The sequence below is a fragment of the Flavobacterium rhizosphaerae genome (genome assembly GCF_046000445.1).
Classification (GTDB): Bacteria; Bacteroidota; Bacteroidia; order Flavobacteriales; family Flavobacteriaceae; genus Flavobacterium; species Flavobacterium rhizosphaerae.
Genome location: NZ_JBELPZ010000004.1, coordinates 100,856 through 121,114, shown reverse-complemented (window position 1 = coordinate 121,114; position 20,259 = coordinate 100,856). Strand labels below are relative to the sequence as shown.

Sequence of the window (20,259 nt, the reverse complement as noted above, 5' to 3'; positions counted from 1 at the left end):
ATGAATAAATTCATATACACAATATTAGCTACGTTATTGCTGAGTTTATTATTATTTAGCCAACAGGAAACTAATATTAAGCTTATTATACACAATAAAAGTGGAAAATCATTAGATTCAATAATTATACATGATTTATTTGACCATGAAAAGGTTTTATACAATATAAACATGGACACAATAATAGTAATGAATTATAATAATAAAGAAAAAATACCAAAAGGTGAAAGAGGAGTTTTCAGTTTAGCAGTTTTTGATAAACGTTATTTCTATACAATGTCTAACGGATTCATTGGTTTTCCTACTGCCAGACTCGAAGATGAATACAGCTTTTACATATATGATACTTACATAACAACAAAAGAAGATTTTATACCAAAAAATAAAGATCACAGACATAAAATTGAAGACTTTAAAAGATGATTATAATTTTATTTTTATGAAAAAAATATTAATTTCTTTTATTATGATGACCTCAATCCTGATGGTTAATTGTCAGACACCAATGAATTTTAAAGTTGACGTGTCTCTAATAAATCTGTCCAATATAACATATGACTCAGTGAGTGTACGTATATTTCCAAATAAAACTGCAACATTTTATGATATAGAACCGCAAGATACTATAATAAAAACTTTTGAATATAAAAGCTTTGTCTATCCAAAGGGTGAGCATGGTGCTGCAACAATAGCTGTATTTAAAGATGATTATTATTATATATGTGGTAACGGATTAATTGATGTCCCATTTGCATATTTGGATAATGTGTACAGTTTTTATACTTGGGATAACGGTGTACATTCAAAAAAAGAAATTAAACCCAATGGGGATTTTGCTAAAAAACATAAAATTTCTGAAATAAAATAATACATATCATGTAATCAACTATGAGCAATCAAATACAGGTTTAATAATTTGGCAGGTTCTGTTGTTTACTGCATTAATCATATTGTTGTATTTCAGGGTTAAATTTTATAGAAAACTAACCCTTACCTTTCTCTAAAAATAAAAGTCTTTAAAAAAAACAGGAGATAACAATTAATAATTCTAACTAATGTATAGCGCCCCCTAAGGGCGCTATACATTTTAATTGCATTACCCTGCTTTAACCATATATTTTGTTATTTTTGTTCTATAAATAAATACTATTATGGCTACAGTAAATCTTGGTGGAAACCCAATACAAACCTCAGGCGAGTTGCCTGCAACAAGTACCAAGGCACCCGATTTTACATTAGTAAAAGGTGACCTTTCAACCGCATCACTGTCCGATTATAAAGGCAAAAAAATTATTCTGAATATTTTCCCAAGTATTGATACCGGTACCTGCGCAACTTCTGTAAGGGAGTTTAATAAAAAAGCAGCAGCATTAGATAATACAGTAGTACTATGCATATCACGTGACTTACCCTTTGCACAAAATCGTTTTTGCGGTGCTGAAGGCATAGAAAATGTGGCTACTCTTTCAGATTTCAGGGAGGGTAAATTTGGCAAAGATTATGGCCTTACTGTTACTGATGGCCCATTACAGGGATTACACTCACGTGTAGTTGTGGTAATAGATGAAGAAGGTAATGTTAAGTATACTGAACAGGTGCCTGATATTAAGGATGAACCTGACTATGATAAGGCGCTTGCAGCCTTATAACAAGTAATCATCGTACTTAATGAAAGACCACCGTTTTGCCAAAGGCAGGCTTAAAAGTTTTATCTATGCCGCACGCGGCATGTATAAACTCGCTACTACAGAGCACAGCATTATGCTACAGCTTGTTATAGCCTTACTGGTTACAGCGGCAGGTTTTTATTTTAACATATCGGCTACAGAATGGATGGTACAAACCATGGCTATAGGATTGGTATTAAGTGTAGAAGGGATAAATACCGCAATAGAAAAAACTACTGATTTTATACATCCTGATTTCAACAAAAAAATAGGTTTTATAAAAGATATTTCAGCCGGGGCGGTTTTTTTTGCCGCAATCTCGGCCTTTGTGACGGGGCTGATTATTTATTATCCGAAGTTTTCGGCTATATTTACGTGATATCTGAGAGGTTTTTAGGGGAATGGCAAAGACAAATAAAAAAGTTGTAAAAAAAAATAACGGGACTAATGACCCTACTGCAAAAAAGAAATGGGCATTATCGCGCAGGAATAAGGTATTGCTGGGTGTACTCTCATTTCTTTTTGCCATAGCGCTACTATTATCTTTTGTTTCTTACTTTCTTTACTGGCAGTCAGACCAGAGTGAACTATCCGCTTTTGGCGACAGGCAACAGCATGTACAAAACTGGCTGGGTAAATTTGGCGCATGGCTGGCCAATCTGTTTTTGTATCAGGGCTTTGGTGTAGCTTCCTTTATCTTAATCCGATTTTTCTTTTTGGCGGGTGCCCATATGGTGCTTGATTTGCCTGGTAAAAAATTAAAAAAAGTACTTTTCTGGGATTTATATCTTATCATAATTGTTTCGGTACTTTGCGGTTTTTTTAATGAATACCTTCCGCAACTTGGCGGTATTATAGGGTACGAAATAAACCTGTACCTACAGGATTACCTTGGTAAAACAGGCACATTACTGGTAGTTATTTTTGGTTTTGCCATATTTTTACTGTTCAGGATTAAAATTTCTCCCGATGCCATAAAATCTTTTTTTGAAAAGAAACCTAAGGAAGAGAAAGAAGTGGAAGAAAACATTACAGACAAAAATGATGTGCCTGCCACTCCAAATGTACAAGCTACACAACAACCATCAGTAGACATTGTAACTAGTGAACTGGATGAGGATGAACTGGATAAAATAGAACTAAAAACTGTTCCTACCCCTGCCCCGTCGCCATTTGAAGTAAACCGCGATTCTCTTAAACCAACAATACAAAATGCTTCTGAAATAAACCTTTCCCCTAAGGAAAAACAGCAACTTGATCCCATTAAAAATGTGGCAGATGAGAAGCCTTTAGAAGAATCGTTTGTTATTGAAAAACATGTGGAAGAAACATCGGTTGAAGAAAACCTTGCATCTAAACTTGTAAAAGATTTTGGTGAGTTTGACCCTACACTGGAGTTATCAAACTATCAGTTTCCGCCTATTGACCTTTTAAAGGAATATAGTGTCGGTGGCATAACAATTAACCAGGAAGAACTGGAAGAAAATAAAAACCGCATTGTAGAAACATTGCGGAATTACAAAATTGATATCGCCCAGATTAAAGCCACTATTGGCCCTACCGTAACCTTATATGAAATTGTACCTGAAGCAGGCATACGTATATCAAAAATTAAAAATCTTGAAGATGATATTGCCTTATCCCTTTCGGCACTGGGCATACGTATTATAGCGCCAATACCGGGAAAAGGTACTATAGGTATAGAGGTGCCCAATAAAAACCCGTCAACGGTTTCTATGAAAAGTGTTATTGCCTCAACAAGATTCCAGACAGCAGAGATGGAGTTACCTATAGCGCTTGGCAAAACCATCTCAAACGAAACCTTTGTAGTAGATCTTGCAAAAATGCCACACATGCTTATGGCAGGTGCCACAGGCCAGGGTAAATCAGTCGGGTTGAATGCTGTACTCACATCTTTACTGTATAAAAAACACCCTGCAGAGGTAAAATTTGTGCTGGTAGACCCTAAAAAAGTAGAGCTTACCCTATTTAATAAAATCGAGCGCCACTACCTGGCAAAGCTTCCGGACTCCGGCGATGCAATTATTACTGACAACACTAAAGTAATTAATACCCTTAATTCACTTTGTGTAGAAATGGATAACCGTTACAACCTGCTTAAAGATGCTATGGTGCGTAACATAAAAGAATATAACGAAAAATTTCGCCAGCGTAAACTCAATCCTGAAAACGGGCACCGTTTTTTACCCTATATAGTACTTGTAGTAGATGAATTTGCCGACCTTATTATGACTGCCGGTAAAGAGGTAGAAACCCCTATAGCAAGGCTGGCGCAATTAGCAAGGGCAATAGGCATACATTTAATTATAGCTACACAAAGGCCATCAGTAAATGTGATTACCGGTATAATTAAAGCGAATTTTCCGGCACGGGTAGCATTTAGAGTAACTTCTAAAATAGATTCAAGAACAATATTAGACAGCCCGGGGGCAGATCAGCTTATTGGGCGTGGCGATATGCTTTTTACTCAGGGTAATGAGCCTACACGCGTGCAATGTGCTTTTGTAGACACCCCCGAAGTAGAAAAAATTACCGAATTTATAGGGGCACAAAAAGCATATCCCGAGGCTTATTTATTGCCGGAATATGAAGGAGAAGAAAGTGGCACTAATCTTGATATGGATATAAGCGAAAGAGATGCAATGTTTAGGGAAGCAGCCGAAGTTATTGTAAATGCACAACAAGGCTCTGCTTCATTACTACAGCGCAAGCTTAAATTAGGTTACAACCGCGCCGGCAGAATTATAGACCAACTGGAAGCCGCAGGTATTGTAGGCCCGTTTGAGGGGAGTAAAGCCCGTGCAGTACTTATACCTGATATTATATCTCTTGAGCAATTTTTTAGAAACGAAGAAAACAACTTGTAAAAATGCAACGTATTATCAGGATTATAACAATTTTTATTGTAACCCTAACTATTTCTGCTGCCCACGCCCAAAGCTCACAAAAAGCAAAAAATTTACTTGACCAGGTAACTGATAAAATTAACAGTTATAACAATATAGTTTTTGACTTTAAGTGTTCTGTAAGCAACAGCAGTAAAAATCTTAACCAGGAAAGCCGCGGAGATGTAAGTATGCAGGGTGAAAAGTACGTGTTTAATTTTATGGGTATTACACAAATTTTTGACGGTGATAAAATATATACCATAGTACCAGAAGATGAAGAAATATCAATAGAATCATACAATAAAGATAAAATCAATAGCCTCACGCCAAGTAAAATGCTTACATTTTTTAATACTGGGTATAATTATGCCTGGGATATTATGCAGAATGTAAAAGGAAGAAAAATACAATATGTAAAATTAACTCCAACTGATGCTAAAAACAGTATTAAGCAGGTACTTATAGGAGTTGACTGGCAAACAAAACATATTTATAATCTTATACAAATAGATAAAGACGGTACTAAAACCACTTTTACCCTAATTTCTTTCAAAACAAATCAGCCTTTATCAAAAAATCATTTTACCTTTACAGAGAGTAAATATCCTAATTATTACATTAACAGATTAGACTGATTTTTCTGCGTGAAAATTTTAGACCGCTATATACTTGTTTCTTTTGTAAAAACCTTTTCCTCTGTATTTATCATACTGTTTTTTATATTTATACTACAGGGAATATGGCTGTTTATATCAGAACTGGCAGGTAAAGACCTTGATTTTTGGATAGTAATAAAATTTCTCTTTTTTTATTCTCCAAAGGTGGTTCCTTTGGTACTGCCTCTTTCGGTACTGCTTGCTTCTATAATGACGTTTGGTAGTTTTGCCGAAAATTATGAATTTGCCGCCATGAAGTCTTCCGGAATTTCATTGAAAAGAGCCATGAGGGGGCTTACAATATTTATACTTATTTTAAGTGCTGTATCTTTTGTATTTGCTAATAATGTTATTCCACAGGCAGAATACAAATTCACCAATATGAGAAGAAATATTATGCAAAGAAAACCGGCAATGGCTATTGCCGCCGGACAGTTTACATCTATTGGCGAAAATTTTAATATTAAAGTAGATAAAAAAGATGGCGAAAATGGCGAAAAACTTACCGGGGTAACCATCCATAAAAGAAAAACTGGAGCGTCTAACGCTACTATAATCAAGTCAAAAAGAGGATTACTTATAGGCAGTGAAAAATCAAATCTTCTTCAACTTGAACTTTATGACGGATATTATTACGAAGATATTTTCTCTAAAAAACCTGCTGAGCGTTTACGCCAGCCCTTTGCAAAAAGCAGCTTTTCTAAACATGTTATGAATATAGACCTTTCACAGTTTAATTCTGAAGACATGGAAAGTGAAGATGTTGGACATACTGACAGGATGCTGAATGTTACCCAGCTTAATTATACGCTTGATTCTTTAAACAAAAATTACAGTAACGAAAAACAAACTATAGCCGATAATGTTGCCCAAAGGCCCAATGCTGTATTAAAAAATTATTCGCAACCTAAACGCACTGCAAGAGATTCTGTAACCAAACCGGTGTTAGACAGTATTCCAGAAAACCTTACCACCCTTGTAGAAATTTATGATTTGTCCCGCATTTATGAAACAGCCTATAATAATGTAAACAGTAATAAATTTTTGCTTTCTAATGGTCAAAGGGCATTATTTGAAAAAACTAAAAATATAAATTCGCACTGGCTTGCACTTTACGAAAAATTTGTAATAGCCTTTTCCTGTATACTTATGTTTTTCATAGGTGCACCCTTGGGTGCCATTATACGTAAGGGAGGGCTTGGCCTGCCTATAGTATTTGCCGTGTTGATATTTATTATTTTTCACTTTATAAATACATTTGGGAAAAAATTGGCGCAGGAAAATGGCATCCCTCCTTTTTTAGGTTCGTGGATGTCATCATTTGTATTAGGCCCGTTAGCTATACTGCTTACTTATCGTGCTACAAATGATATAGGGCTGATAAACTTTGACAATATATTTTTGCCGGTACAAAAAGCCATAAGTAACATTTTTAAGAATAAAAAAACAGAAGAATGATAATTGCTGAAGATACAGAAATAAAATTAAATACTATTGAAGAAGCTATAGAAGATATCAGGCTTGGCAAGGTGGTAATTGTGGTTGATGATGAAAGTAGGGAAAATGAAGGTGATTTTATAGCCGCAGCAGAAAAAGTTACACCCGAAATGATAAACTTTATGGCCACTGAAGGCCGCGGGCTTATTTGTGCCCCACTTACTGATGCACGCTGTAATGAACTGAATCTTCCTCTCATGGTTACCAATAATACTGTATTGCACGAAACCGCTTTTACGGTTTCTGTTGATCTTTTAGGACATGGCTGTACCACAGGAATTTCTGTTCATGACCGCTCTAAAACCATTAAAGCGCTTACAGAAGAAACTACTAAACCAGAAGATTTAGGCAGGCCGGGGCATATATTTCCGCTAAGAGCAAAAGAAGGTGGTGTTTTAAGACGTACAGGGCATACTGAGGCAGCTATAGACCTTGCTAGGCTTGCCGGTTTAAAACCTGCCGGGATATTAGTAGAGATTCTAAATGAAGATGGCTCAATGGCGAGATTGCCGGAATTATACAAAATTGCTAAAAAGCTAAACCTGAAACTTATTTCTATTGAGGACTTAGTTGCATACCGCATGCAACACGATAGCCTCATACAAAAAAAGGATGATTTTGAAATACATACCCGCTTTGGCAGCTTCAGGTTACGGGCCTATGAGCAAACAACCAATAAACAAATACATATTGCATTAACAAAAGGCACTTGGAATACAGGAGAGCCTGTATTAACCCGTATTAATTCTACACAGGTAAATAATGACATATTGGGAACCTTAACCAATAATGCCGACCAAAAGCTGGACAGTATGTTTAATAAAATAAATGAAGAAGGCAGGGGGGCAATATTATTTATTAACCAGGATATTAAACCTTCTGAGTTATTACAAAGGTTAAAAGATTTAAAAGATTTACAAGCGCAAGGTATAAACAAAGCACCACAGGTAAAAATGGATACCAAAGATTTTGGTATTGGTGCCCAGATATTACATGATATCGATATTTGCAATATAAAGCTGCTTACTAATTCGGCACATACAAAACGAGTGGGAATGATTGGCTATGGGCTAAGAATAGAAGAGTATGTAAATTTTTAAAAAGCTAAAATTATTAGTATGAATAACTTATAATTTTACAGGAATTATTTTGACTATTTCACTTAAAATATATTTGCTATAACCAAAAAGGTTACTATATTTGCAACCGCAATTAAGCAAAACAAAATTGCTTATACATACTGGAGAAATGGCAGAGTGGTCGAATGCGGCGGTCTTGAAAACCGTTGACTGTAACAGGTCCGGGGGTTCGAATCCCTCTTTCTCCGCCAAATGAAGTTTCAAAAGAAACTCTAAAACGCAAAACCCTTTAAATCAACATTTTAAAGGGTTTTATTTTTTTAGTTGACAAAATCGTTGACAGTCTACACCTTTATATTGCTGACTTATGAAAAGATTTTTGTTTTCCAATTAATAAATCTAATAATATTTCGAAATTTTCAAAATCAGTATCATTGAATTTTTATAATTATTGTTTATAATCAATTTTACTGTATCTTTTGATAACTGTATAAAATCTTTAATTTTTGTTTTTCTATTTATATCATCTAATAAGATATTTCTATATACATCGATAGGGATGGACAAACCAGTGCAAATTGACCCCCTCTTGGCCGATTTAAAAAGCCCCCTCTCGCCGGAGCAAACTGCCCCCTTTCGGCCAGTTTAAATTGACTCCTCAAAAAAGGCATAAAAAGTAGTCTTTTGCCAGACTTTTGGAACAAGGATTAATTTAGCCTTTTTTGATAAACTAAACCTGAGATAGACCATGTCCAATAAGCCCATAAAGATGAATAAATTACGACAGATTATCCGCCTGTACTGCCGGGGTACGGGCATTAAGACCATCCACGGGATGGTGAGCACTTCCTGCAATAGCATAAAGAAGTACGTTCGCGTCTGGAACACCCTGGACATGGATTTCCGTTACAAAGCCTATCTCGAAGAAGTAGGCCGGGCTTGACTTTATAAAGAAATATAAGGATATATTTATTACCGGTTCCACTAGAACAGGAAAAAGCTACTTGGCAACTGCAATAGGTTACGAGGCATGTCATGATGGCTTTAAGGTACTCTATGTCAATACCGCCAAGTTTATGGGGCAGCTTAAACTGGTAAAAACTAAAGGAACCCTGCTGGCTGAACTTAAACGTATAGAACGCATAGACCTGCTTATACTGGATGATTTTGGCCTGCAGCCCTTTCGACCCGCAGTCAAGGCTCATACTTCTTGACATTATAGAAGACCACTACCAGAAACGCTCTACAATTGCTTACATCTCAGATATCGGTAAAGCAATGGTATGATATAATCGGTGAGAAAACAATAGCAGACGCAGTACTTGCCCGCCGATACACCTGCCCGCCCTTGTTGCTGTAAATGGGCATAAGTAAAGAAAAACCAGATACCAATGCAGGATTAAAAAAGGATCAATAATTTGACTACATATGCTGAGGTAAAGTTGATGAACTTTGCAGTATAAAATTTAAAATAGTATGTCAACACAGAATAAAATTGCCATTGTTACAGGAGGTAGCCGTGGTTTGGGCAGGGGATATGGTTATCAACCTGGCTAAAAAAGGTAATAATATTATTTTTACCTATCACAGTAATAAAGTTGAAGCTGATAAAGTTGTAACTGAAGTATTATCCCTTGGACAGAAAGCTATTGCGTACCAATTAGACGTTAGCAATATAAAGAACTTTGACGCATTTTTAGATCAGGTGAGCGGGCACTTAACCCAGCACGAAGGTTCCCCTAATTTTGATTTCCTGATTAACAATGCCGGTGCCGGTATTTACGGTTCTGTATCAGAGACTACCGAGGAAGCGTTTGACGCGATGATGAACGTCCACTTTATGATATTAGATGATCCGGCTGGAACGTACACTTACCTGATTGAAGAGCTGAACAAATTGGATTTTGCCTATGTGGAACTAATGAGGCGAAGCCCTTATTTTCCTTCGCCTGCTCACTATCCCAAAGACGATGAAATTGAATTCTTCGGCAGAAAGATCCGCCAAACAATTATCGCCAACGCCGGGTATGACAAGGATTCCACTGAAGCAGAACTTGATAAGGGCATTGCCAAACTTATCTCATTCGGGACCTTGTTCATTGCTAATCCTGACCTGCCACAACGCTTTGAAAAAAATGCTGCGCTTAATGAGCCGGACAAGGCTACTATGTTCAGCGGTGCGGAACACGGCTATATCGACTATCCATTATTAAACGACTAAAAACTTAAATTATGAAAAATACATTCAAAATTGTACTGATGTTGGCGCTGCTTCAACTCGCTAACATAAATGTGAAAGCACAAACTATTCCAGATAGTACAATGCAAAAAATCGATGAATTTAGGGCATTCTATGAAACCTTAGGGAAAGTATACCCGCCAGACTCTACTGTTTCGATAAATGAAACAGCCATTGCAGGAGTAAAAAGCTACTGGCTTAATAAGGAGTTGCTAAATCAAAAAAATATAGTTGTTTACCTCCATGGTGGTGTTTATACCTATGGCAATTTTAATACTTACCACTCCATGTTATCACACTTAGCCAAGTCATTCCATGCGCCAATGTTGTACATAGAATATTCACTTTCACCAGAGCATCCTTATCCTACAGCAAACAATGAAATATCAATGTATACAAAGAGTTGCAACGAAAGTACAAAGGCTCTGAAGTAACGTTAATGGGTGATAGTGCTGGCGGTGGTTTAGCTATATCACTGGTACGTAAAGCACAGGAAGCTAATCTATCAATGCCTGCATCTTTAGTCCTAATCTCCTCTTGGATAGATTTAAAGTGTGTTAATGATTCCTATGAAACCAAACAGGCATTGGATCTAATCCTAAGCAAGGATTTTCTGTATAACCATGCATTGATGTATTCTTCAAATAACATCAAAGAGGCTGATCCGAGTGAATTGAAGTTCAAAAAATTCCCTCCTGTTTTCTTATTGGTTGGTACAGACGAAGTATTGAATGATGATTAAAAAACTTTTATGCATTCATTAAGCCAATCCAGAAAAATTCAAAGCTTAAGGAGTATGATGGGCAGAAACATGTTTGGTCATTTTCGCATATTGACTCCAAACATTCAATCGAAGCAATAAAAGACATGAAGGATTTTATATGGGTCAGTAGTAGATAGGTGATGTAATTTTAGTAACCTTGTAAATAGGATTGCGCTCTTAACTCCCTAATTGTTAGCTTCTGTTACCTAATTAATCTGTAGTATAATTATGGGAATAAAATTCCCACAATTATACTTTTACAGCAATGATGCCGGTTTTAGCCATTAGGTTCAAAGCACTACCGGACACAGGACTTTTATTTGCCATTCTCAACCTGATACAGATTATTTTCTTCATTTAAAGAAAAATACTTGTATTTTTGTATTACAGTTTTTAAGTGGTAAATTTTAATATTCAGAAATTGCGATGTGTTTTTTTTTAATGTTCCGGCGGTCTTCTAAAAAGTTGATGATGATGATCTCTTTTATAGTTGTCTTGGGCTGTAGCGAAAAAGAACACGATAAGAAAATCAAGATTGGCTTCTCTCAGGCAATGACTACAGACGAATGGCGCAGGCAAATGAACCAGTCCATGATGGTAGAAGCCTCCTTGCATCCGGAGACAGAATTAACCATTAAAGATGCCCATAACGATGTAAAGCAGCAAATAAAGGATATTGAAAGACTAATCTCTGAAGGGGTAGATATTCTTTTAGTATCACCAATTGAGGCACGCCCACTGGATTCCGTTATTAAAAAAGCACTGAACCAAGGGGTGCCGGTAGTGGCAATTGACCGAAAAACGGATAAAGAAGACTTTACTGCCTTTATAGGCGCCGATAATATAGAAGTCGGGCGTAATGCCGCTAAATATATAGTAGCTAATACCAGAGGGGTAATAAATATCATAGAAATTACCGGGGCTGATGCTTCTTCTCCTGCCTACGAGCGTAGCTTAGGCTTTAAACAAATCGTCGATCAGAACCCTCAATTAAAAATAACTGATAAAATCCGGGGTAATTGGGAACTCCCCTCTGCAAAAAGCCAACTCAAAGCGCTTTTAGCACACAGAAAAGAAACAAGCTACATTTTTGCACACAACGACCGTATGGCGCTCGGGGCATGGGAAGCGGCAAAAGAGTTAGGGGTTGAAAAAAATATAAAAATTATAGGTGTAGATGCGCTTAATACGCCTAACGGGGGTATCGAGCTTGTAAAAAAAGGTACCCTGACAGCCACTATACTGTACCCTAACGGAGGTAACGAAGCTATAAAACTCGCGATTACAATCCATAACCGGGAACCCTTTGCAAAAAATAATATCCTCAATACGATTGTGGTTGACCGCAACAATGCGGAAATTATCGAAAACCAAATGGATAAGGTAGACCAGCAGCAAAAGGTGATCGAAGGTCAGCTTGAAGCCATTAAAATCCAGGAGCAGGAATTCAGTTCGCAAAAACACCTGGTCCGCTTGCTGAGTTTTTTCCTGGCCACCATATTAGCACTTGCACTGTACAGTATTTACAGTACGGTTTCACTAAAAAAGAAAAAACGACAACTCGAAGCAATCAACAATACGGTTACGAGACAAAACAATACATTGGAAACCATGGCTGAGGAAGCCCGCAGGAATAACGAGGCTAAATTCAGTTTCTTTACCGGCTTAAGCCACGAGTTTAAAACCCCATTGACTTTAATCATTAGCTATGCGGAATCATTGATTGAAAATGAAAAAATCAAAGGGACCCGGCTGATGGAAGAAATGAAACTTATTTATACCAATTCAAACCGGTTATTGCACCTTATTAACCAACTGCTGGATTTCAGAAAAATAGAAGAACAAAAATTCAGCCTGCTGACATCCCGGACAAATATCTATGACTTTACCCTGGCGCTCATGGCCAATTTCAGGGCTGAAGCAACAAAACGTAATATTGAATTTACGGTGACCTGTGAAAATAGGGGAATTGATATATTTATAGACCATGGTCTTATAGATAAAGTATATTTTAACCTTCTTTCAAATGCTTTTAAATTTACTCCTGATAACGGGTACATAAAAATCATCATAAAAGAAACGGCATCGCAGGTAAAGATTATCTTTCGAGATTCGGGTATTGGCATACCGGAAAAAGAACTTCCGCAGGTATTCAATCCCTTTTTTAAGGCATCAAATAACACTAAGAGCAGTTCAGGCATAGGGCTTAACTTAGCCCGTGAATTTGTTGTACTTCATAAAGGTTCGTTAGAAGTAAAGTCGCACCACGGTACCGAATTTACCCTATCATTACAAAAAGGCACCAGCCACCTTACTGCTAATGAAATTAACCGTAATGAAGAAGATCTAAAAACAGGCATGTTAAAGCTGCAGGAATTCGTGAGTTCAGAACCTGATGTTACAACAAGTATCAATAAAAATGTAAACAGCGAAAAGTATAGCCTGTTAATTATAGAAGACCATCCGGACCTGGTTAATTTTCTGGACAATAAACTGGGTACAGACTATAATGTAACCACCAGCGATGGTTCTGATGCAGTACTATGTGCCATACAAAACATTCCCGACATCATTATTTGTGACATAAACCTTAAGGAGATAGATGGCTTTGAAATAAGCCGCATACTTAAAAAAGACCTTCGGACATCCCACATTCCTATAGTGATGCTTACAGCACTAAGCAATAAAGAATCTATGATAAAAGGGCTACAGGCAGGGGTAGACAGTTATCTTACAAAACCTTTTAGCCTATCGGTACTGCAACGGACCCTTGAAAACTTATTGTTCAACCGTGAAAAACTCCGGTATTATTATACAAACAATATATATAAAGTAGATCCTGAAACGCGCTTTGGAAGTCTGGAACAGGATTTTATTGCAAAGATGAATACTTTCATTACTGACAATATTGATGACCCAAAATTTTCGGTGGAAGAACTCGCCGAAAAAATGCTGGTATCAAGAGTACAGCTTTACAGGAAAGTTAAAGCAATTTTAGGTATTAACATTAGTGACCATATAAGTAATATTAAACTGGAACAGGCCTCCGAAATGTTAAAAGGCGGAAATATGAATGTAAGTGAAGTAGCATATGCTTTAGGATATTCCTCTCCTAATTACTTTTCTACTGCCTTTAAAAATAAATACGGTGTTTCGCCCAAAGATTATAAAACTACAGGATGAGGTGATACCAATTTGTATCAAAAAACAGGTAACATTTTTAGCTTTTACGTAACATTTTCATAACTATATCGATATAGATGAAAATGTTTTCGTAAAGTTAAGTTTTTGATTTTTAATCATTAACACTAAAATGCATTACAAACTCAATATTGTGTTACATTATTGTAACGTCAGTAAAAAAGCCTAACTGTATTTACTGCTACTTTAGCCATCAGATTAATTAAATTTTCTATCAATGAACAAAATTATTATCTGGTCGGTTATTGCAGCGCTTGCAGGATTTCTTTTTGGTTTTGATACTGTAGTTATCTCCGGTGCTGATCAGCAATTACAAAGTTTATGGCATTCATCTGATGCCTTTCATGGAACTGTAGTTATGGGTATGGCATTATGGGGTACTGTAGTAGGAGCCATTTTTGGGGGCATCCCCACCAATTCCATCGGACGAAAAAACACCCTCCTGTGGATAGGCGTACTTTATTTTATATCGGCTATTGGTTCAGCCATGGCAAATAACCCCTATATATTTGCCTTATTTCGTTTCATTGGTGGCCTGGGTGTAGGGGCATCAACAATAGCCGCACCTGCCTATGTATCAGAAATAGCGCCCGCAGAAAAGCGGGGCCGGTTGGTAGCTCTGTATCAGTTTAATATAGTGCTGGGGATACTGGTAGCCTTTGTGTCAAACTATTTTTTAAAAGACATAGGCGAAAATGCATGGCGCTGGATGTTGGGTATACAGGCATTACCTGCAGCCATATATACGTTACTTATGTTTACTGTACCAAGAAGCCCACGCTGGTTACTATCAAAGTTCAGGCACGAAGAAGCCCGTAAAGTACTAACAATAATTGATCCTAACGCGGATATTGAGACCCTGATGTTGGAACAAAATCAGGAAAAAGATATCGCTAATGAAAACCTATTTTCCAAAAAATACCGCTTTCCGGTATTGCTGGCATTCCTTATTGCTTTTTTTAATCAGTTTTCGGGGATTAATGCTTTCTTATATTACGCTCCACGTATCTTTAAAGAAGCCGGGCTGGGCGATAGTACAGCGCTATTAAGTAGTATAGGTATTGGCATCATCAACCTTGTATTTACCCTGATTGGTGTTGCACTGATAGATAAATTCGGCCGCAGGCTACTAATGTATATAGGCTCGGTGGGATACATAATTTCGCTGGGGCTTGTATCAGCAGCATTTTACTTCGGTTGGGGCGGCATGGCCGTACCGGCCTTCCTTTTCATTTTCATAGCTGCACATGCTATAGGCCAGGGCGCTGTAATATGGGTATTCATCTCCGAAATATTCCCTAACCACATACGCGCTTCAGGGCAGGCATTCGGCAGTTCCGTGCACTGGGTACTTGCTGCAATAATCCCATCTTTGGTACCGGTGCTTTTTACTACTATAGGGCCTGCAATAGTATTCCTGATATTTACTGTAATGATGGTATTCCAGTTGCTTTTTGTAATATTCATTATGCCAGAAACCAAAGGAAAATCCCTTGAAGAGCTTAGCGGGGAGCTGACCAATAATAAAAACAGACAAATTCAAAAAAATGAATACAAAAAAACTTCTGCTCTGCGGGCTGACTAGCTTATGCCTTTTGGGTAACATATATGCCCAGCGGGCAAACAGCGACGAAACAAACTACAGGCCTAACTTTCATTTTACGCCGAAAAATAATTGGATGAACGATCCTAACGGCTTGTTTTATGCCGATGGCATTTACCACCTTTACTTTCAGTATTGGCCCTATGGCAATACCTGGGGGCCCATGCACTGGGGACATGCCACAAGTAAAGATCTGGTGAAATGGGAAGAGCAACCCATAGCCCTATACCCAGACCGTTTTGGATATATTTTCTCCGGCAGTGCGGCTTATGATGCACAAAATACCAGTGGCTTTGGAGAAAATGGTCAAGCACCGGCAGTAGCCATATTTACCTACCATGACCCGGTAAAAGAAAAAGAGGGTAAAATTGATGTGGAATCGCAGGGTCTTGCCTACTCACTTGATAAGGGGCAAACCTGGACAAAATATGACCAGGGAAACCCCGTAATAAAAAATCCCGGAGTACATGATTTCCGCGACCCAAAGGTAAATCGCGATTGGGTAAATAACCGTTGGATACTGGTGATTGCAGCACAAGACAGGGCTCAGTTCTATACGACTGACAACCTGAAGGACTGGGAATATCTTTCTGATTTCGGTGTAGGCATCGGTGCACACGGGGGTGTGTGGGAATGCCCGGATTTTTTCCCTTTAAAGGTAAAAGGAACCAACGAAGTGAAATGGGTATTAATACAAAGCCTGAATCCCGGTGGAGCTAACGGAGGTAGTGGTACACAATATTTTATAGGTGATTTTGACGGGACAAACTTTACCCTTGACAAAACTTTTGCCCAAAAACTTGACAGAGAAAAGGCGGTTTGGATTGATTACGGACGCGACAATTATGCCGGGGTAACCTGGGGGGGCACACCTGATAAAGAATACAAACGCTATTTTATCGGTTGGATGTCTAATTGGGACTACGCTAACGTAGTACCTACACAAACCTGGCGGGGCACAAATACAACCGTAAGGGAACTCGAATTAGTGAAAGACGGCAATGGCTACAGGCTGAATACGGTACCTATAAAGAACCTCCAGAATTATATTACTAAAACCGATGTAGAGAAAAAGATTTCGGTAAAACAAAATACAGTATTGATACCGGAAGGTAAAACGGACCTTACACAGGCTGAAATAAGCCTGACCCTGAAAAACCTGAAAAAAGAAACTTATACACTTATGCTTTCGAATACCGATGGCGATGAACTTCATTTTGGTTTTAACAATGCTAGCGGGGAGTTTTTTATTGACCGTTCCAAATCAAGTAATTCGACAAGTTTCCACAAATTTACGGCTGCAGTATCAAAAGCGAAATTGCCTGGTATAAAAAAGAAGGTAAAACTGAGGTTCCTTCTTGATAAAACGTCCATAGAAATATTCTACAATGACGGCGAAATGGCCTTTACCGAAATATTTTATACCAAAAGCCCCTTTACATCCCTCAGCATTGAAGGCGGGCAAAAGTTTGATGTTGAAAACCTTACGGTCAATCAGCTTAATTTTAACTAAATAACTAACCTTAAACCAAACAAAAATATGAAATGTAAAATTATCTTTTTTTTGTACCTCCTTTTGCCTTTACTGGCCTCAGCACAAGGCATAGAAGTAAAAGGGACGGTGCTTTCCGGGGAAGATAACCTACCCCTTCCAGGTGCCTCGGTACTTGTAACAGGCACTACTATTGCAACAGTTACCGATATTGACGGTAACTTTACCCTTACCAATGTTCCGGCTTCAAGCCAGCTTACCATTAGCTTTATGGGGTTTCAATCGCAAACGATTGCAGCCGGCCCGCAAATCAACATTGCCCTGCAACCGGATCAAACCGAACTGGACACTGTAGTGGTTACAGGATATTCCAGCCAGAAAAAAGCAGACATTACCGGGGCTGTGGCGGTTGTAGATATGGAAGAAGCCTCAAAGCAAAAACAACCCAACGTGGTGCAATCGCTACAGGGGCGTGTACCTGGGGTGCGGGTAAGTACAGACGGCTCTCCCAGTGGTGGTAACACCAATATTGTCATCCGTGGCGTGGGTACGTTAAATAACACTGCCCCACTGTTAGTTATTGACGGCGTGCCTACAAAATCGGGCATGCACGAACTGAATCCGAACGATATAGAAACCATACAGGTATTGAAAGATGCAGCCTCTGCCAGTATTTACGGGTCGCGTGCCAGTAACGGTGTTATCATAATTACCACCAAAAAAGGTAAAAATGGCCGTATGCGCATCAATTTCGATCAGTATACCTCTTTCTCTTCATATGCACACCGGACAAAAGTGTTAAATGCACAACAATACGGCCAGGCACTATGGCAGGCGAATATAAACGATGGGATTGATCCTAACAATAACAACCTGAGCTACCAATTTGACTGGAGCGTAGTAGATGGACGTCCCACACTAAATAATGTGTTAGTACCGGAATATCTTGATGCCGCACAGACCATTAAATCAGCCAATACGGATTGGTACGATGCTATTTCGCGTACAGGTATTGCCCAGAATTACGATTTATCAGTATCCAACGGTTCCGATAAGGGAAGCTACCTCTTTTCATTGAACTACTACAACAACGAAGGCATTGTAAAAACCACCGAATTTACCCGTATTTCGGCGCGAATGAACAGTTCTTATAAATATTTTGACGGCAGGCTTACCATCGGTGAAAATTTTACCATGAACCGCACAAAAGAAGTAACAGACCCGGGAGTATTAGACCCGGCGCTCAGGGCACTGCCTCTTATCCCCGTACATACCGTAGATGGTAAAGGGTGGGGTGGCCCGGTAGGTGGTATGAATGACCGCCAAAACCCGGTGCGCCTTTTAGAATACAACAAAGACAACCCCTATAAATACCTGCGCCTCTTTGGTAATGCCTATGCTGACCTTGAGGTAATTAAAAACCTGCATGTAAAAACGAGTTTTGGTATTGATTATGGTTACTACAACAAACGCACGCTGCAACGCAGCTACCAGTCGGGTTACCTGCAAAACGACCAGACCTCGGTAACTATAGATCAGACCGTAAGCGAAAAATGGACATGGAGCAATACCGCTACCTACAATTTTGAAATGGGCAAGAATCACATAAACCTGCTTGTCGGTACTGAAATGTATAGCGATACCTATGATAACACTACGCTGAGGAAAAATGACTTTATAATCGAAACGCCTGATTATATGTACCCGGATGCCGGTACAGGCGAATCGTTTACAAGCGGTACTTCAACCCGTTACAAACTCCTCTCCTACTTTGGCAAAGCCGATTATGATTATGATGGACGCTACCTTGCTTCGGCCACCGTGCGCCGTGACGGTTCGTCAAGATTCGGAAAAAACAATCGTTTTGGCACATTTCCAGCCGTTTCAGCCGGATGGCGTATCAGCGAAGAAAATTTTCTTAAAAATATTGAAAACACGCCTGTTTCCGATCTGAAACTGCGTGCCAGTTGGGGGCAAACCGGTAACCAGGAAATAAGCAATACGGCAGTATACTCCCTGTTCCTTGCCAACTACGCAGGTGGAAGCCCTACCTGGGCAACCTCTTACGGCACTGCTTATGACATTAATGGAAACAACAATGGGCTTTTGCCATCGGGTTATATTGCCACACAGACCGGCAACGACGACCTGAAATGGGAAACCACAACACAAACCGACATAGGCCTTGACTTTGGGTTTTTCGGGCAAAAATTAAGCGGTTCGGTAGATTATTACGTTAAGAAAACCGACGATATACTGGTACTGCCACCTTATTTAGGTGCCATTGGCGAAGGTGGAAACCGCTGGGTAAACGGCGCCAGCATGGAAAACCGCGGCTGGGAGTCCATACTTACTTACCGCAACGAAACTTCGGGAGGGTTTAAATATGAAATTACAGGTAACTTTTCAGCCAATAAAAATAAGATTACAAAGTTACCCGCAGAAGTACGCAACAGCTATGGTGGTAACGGTTTAGACGATAATATACTGGGCAGGCCCATCAATTCTATGTATGGCTATGTAGCAGACGGCTTATTCCGTACACAGGATGAGGTAGATGAGCATGCGGATCAGCCGGGAAAAGGCATGGGGCGTATTCGCTATAAAGACCTTAATGGCGACGGGGTTATAGACACAAACGACCGTACATGGATCGGCAACCCTAATCCTGGCTTCCAATATGGTATAAACATAGCTCTTAGTTACAAGAACTTCGACTTTACTACCTTTTGGGACGGTATAGGCAATGTAGATGTAATTAACAGTAAAAAATACCAGACTGATTTTTGGAGCGTAGACGACGTAGGCTCTAACAAGGGAACACGCCTGTTGAATGCCTGGAGTGTAGATAACCCGAACTCCTCTATACCGGCGCTGACTACAGTAGACCGTAATGCAGAAAGCCGCTTTAGCACGTATTATGTAGAAAATGGCAGTTACCTAAAGCTACGCGTACTGCAATTGGGCTATACATTGCCAAAGTCGCTCTCGGAAAAATACAGTCTTGAAAATTTCAGGATATATATAAGTGGCCAAAACCTGCTGATTATTGACAGCAAAACGTTTACAGGTGTAGATCCTGAAAGCCCTGCCTTTGGCTACCCGCTACCTATGACTTTTACCGTAGGGCTAAATGTTTCACTTTAAAAAAAA

General features: G+C 38.8%; 13 protein-coding genes, 1 tRNA gene and 2 pseudogenes. All 16 read left to right on the top strand.

Translation table 11 applies throughout. The features are described 5' to 3' along the window. Complete coding sequence (locus ABS766_RS06095; protein ID WP_408084235.1) at nucleotides 1–423, top strand: hypothetical protein; 423 nt, start codon at nucleotides 1–3, stop codon at nucleotides 421–423. A 16-nt stretch (nucleotides 424–439) separates the two neighbouring features. Beyond that, the gene (locus ABS766_RS06090) at nucleotides 440–868 is read left to right on the top strand and encodes a hypothetical protein (RefSeq protein WP_408084234.1); all 429 of its coding nucleotides are present in this window, start codon (nucleotides 440–442) and stop codon (nucleotides 866–868) included. 283 nt (nucleotides 869–1,151) lie between these two features. Beyond that, a complete protein-coding gene (tpx, locus tag ABS766_RS06085) occupies nucleotides 1,152–1,649 on the top strand; it encodes a thiol peroxidase (protein ID WP_408084233.1) in 498 nt (165 codons plus the stop codon). Nucleotides 1,650–1,668: 19 nt separating this feature from the next. Further along, nucleotides 1,669–2,046, top strand: coding sequence for a diacylglycerol kinase family protein (locus ABS766_RS06080; RefSeq protein WP_408084232.1), 378 nt, complete (start codon nucleotides 1,669–1,671; stop codon nucleotides 2,044–2,046). 22 nt (nucleotides 2,047–2,068) lie between these two features. Continuing rightward, complete coding sequence (locus tag ABS766_RS06075) at nucleotides 2,069–4,555, top strand: DNA translocase FtsK (protein ID WP_408084231.1); 2,487 nt, start codon at nucleotides 2,069–2,071, stop codon at nucleotides 4,553–4,555. Between the two features lie 2 nt (nucleotides 4,556–4,557). Beyond that, nucleotides 4,558–5,211, top strand: coding sequence for a LolA family protein (locus ABS766_RS06070; RefSeq protein WP_408084230.1), 654 nt, complete (start codon nucleotides 4,558–4,560; stop codon nucleotides 5,209–5,211). Nucleotides 5,212–5,220: 9 nt separating this feature from the next. Then, nucleotides 5,221–6,690 carry an LptF/LptG family permease gene (locus ABS766_RS06065; RefSeq protein ID WP_408084229.1) on the top strand — a complete coding sequence of 490 codons (1,470 nt, stop codon included), beginning with the start codon at nucleotides 5,221–5,223 and terminating at the stop codon, nucleotides 6,688–6,690. After that, on the top strand, nucleotides 6,687–7,829 hold the full coding sequence (ribB, locus tag ABS766_RS06060) for a 3,4-dihydroxy-2-butanone-4-phosphate synthase (RefSeq protein ID WP_408084228.1): 1,143 nt from the start codon (nucleotides 6,687–6,689) through the stop codon (nucleotides 7,827–7,829). The genes ABS766_RS06065 and ribB overlap by 4 nt, the downstream gene beginning before the upstream one ends. 142 nt (nucleotides 7,830–7,971) lie before the next feature. Beyond that, nucleotides 7,972–8,059 (top strand) — tRNA-Ser (locus ABS766_RS06055). Between the two features lie 693 nt (nucleotides 8,060–8,752). Beyond that, nucleotides 8,753–9,022 (top strand): annotated as a pseudogene (locus ABS766_RS06050) (ATP-binding protein); the annotation flags it as partial. Nucleotides 9,023–9,309: 287 nt separating this feature from the next. Further along, on the top strand, nucleotides 9,310–10,029 hold the full coding sequence (locus ABS766_RS06045; RefSeq protein ID WP_408084227.1) for an SDR family NAD(P)-dependent oxidoreductase: 720 nt from the start codon (nucleotides 9,310–9,312) through the stop codon (nucleotides 10,027–10,029). 11 nt (nucleotides 10,030–10,040) lie between these two features. Continuing rightward, nucleotides 10,041–10,789 (top strand): annotated as a pseudogene (locus tag ABS766_RS06040) (alpha/beta hydrolase fold domain-containing protein). Nucleotides 10,790–11,278: 489 nt separating this feature from the next. Next, complete coding sequence (locus ABS766_RS06035; RefSeq protein WP_408084226.1) at nucleotides 11,279–13,993, top strand: substrate-binding domain-containing protein; 2,715 nt, start codon at nucleotides 11,279–11,281, stop codon at nucleotides 13,991–13,993. Nucleotides 13,994–14,228: 235 nt separating this feature from the next. Next, nucleotides 14,229–15,596: a sugar porter family MFS transporter gene (locus ABS766_RS06030; protein ID WP_408084225.1), complete on the top strand. Its 1,368-nt coding sequence runs from the start codon at nucleotides 14,229–14,231 to the stop codon at nucleotides 15,594–15,596. Continuing rightward, nucleotides 15,559–17,127 carry a glycoside hydrolase family 32 protein gene (locus ABS766_RS06025; RefSeq protein WP_408084224.1) on the top strand — a complete coding sequence of 523 codons (1,569 nt, stop codon included), beginning with the start codon at nucleotides 15,559–15,561 and terminating at the stop codon, nucleotides 17,125–17,127. Before ABS766_RS06030 ends, ABS766_RS06025 begins: the two co-directional genes overlap by 38 nt. Nucleotides 17,128–17,154: 27 nt before the next feature. Beyond that, a complete protein-coding gene (locus ABS766_RS06020; protein ID WP_408084223.1) occupies nucleotides 17,155–20,253 on the top strand; it encodes a SusC/RagA family TonB-linked outer membrane protein in 3,099 nt (1,032 codons plus the stop codon). Nucleotides 20,254–20,259: the final 6 nt, after the last annotated feature.

What these genes read in the sequence shown, in the direction of transcription:
- ABS766_RS06080 (WP_408084232.1), top strand. Translation starts at nt 1,669, where the DNA reads ATGAAAGACCACCGTTTTGCCAAAGGCAGGCTTAAAAGTTTTATCTAT.
- ABS766_RS06090 (WP_408084234.1), top strand. Translation starts at nt 440, where the DNA reads ATGAAAAAAATATTAATTTCTTTTATTATGATGACCTCAATCCTGATG.
- ABS766_RS06070 (WP_408084230.1), top strand. Translation starts at nt 4,558, where the DNA reads ATGCAACGTATTATCAGGATTATAACAATTTTTATTGTAACCCTAACT.
- ABS766_RS06020 (WP_408084223.1), top strand. Translation starts at nt 17,155, where the DNA reads ATGAAATGTAAAATTATCTTTTTTTTGTACCTCCTTTTGCCTTTACTG.
- tpx (WP_408084233.1), top strand. Translation starts at nt 1,152, where the DNA reads ATGGCTACAGTAAATCTTGGTGGAAACCCAATACAAACCTCAGGCGAG.
- ABS766_RS06035 (WP_408084226.1), top strand. Translation starts at nt 11,279, where the DNA reads ATGATGATGATCTCTTTTATAGTTGTCTTGGGCTGTAGCGAAAAAGAA.
- ABS766_RS06030 (WP_408084225.1), top strand. Translation starts at nt 14,229, where the DNA reads ATGAACAAAATTATTATCTGGTCGGTTATTGCAGCGCTTGCAGGATTT.
- ABS766_RS06095 (WP_408084235.1), top strand. Translation starts at nt 1, where the DNA reads ATGAATAAATTCATATACACAATATTAGCTACGTTATTGCTGAGTTTA.
- ABS766_RS06025 (WP_408084224.1), top strand. Translation starts at nt 15,559, where the DNA reads ATGAATACAAAAAAACTTCTGCTCTGCGGGCTGACTAGCTTATGCCTT.
- ribB (WP_408084228.1), top strand. Translation starts at nt 6,687, where the DNA reads ATGATAATTGCTGAAGATACAGAAATAAAATTAAATACTATTGAAGAA.
- ABS766_RS06075 (WP_408084231.1), top strand. Translation starts at nt 2,069, where the DNA reads ATGGCAAAGACAAATAAAAAAGTTGTAAAAAAAAATAACGGGACTAAT.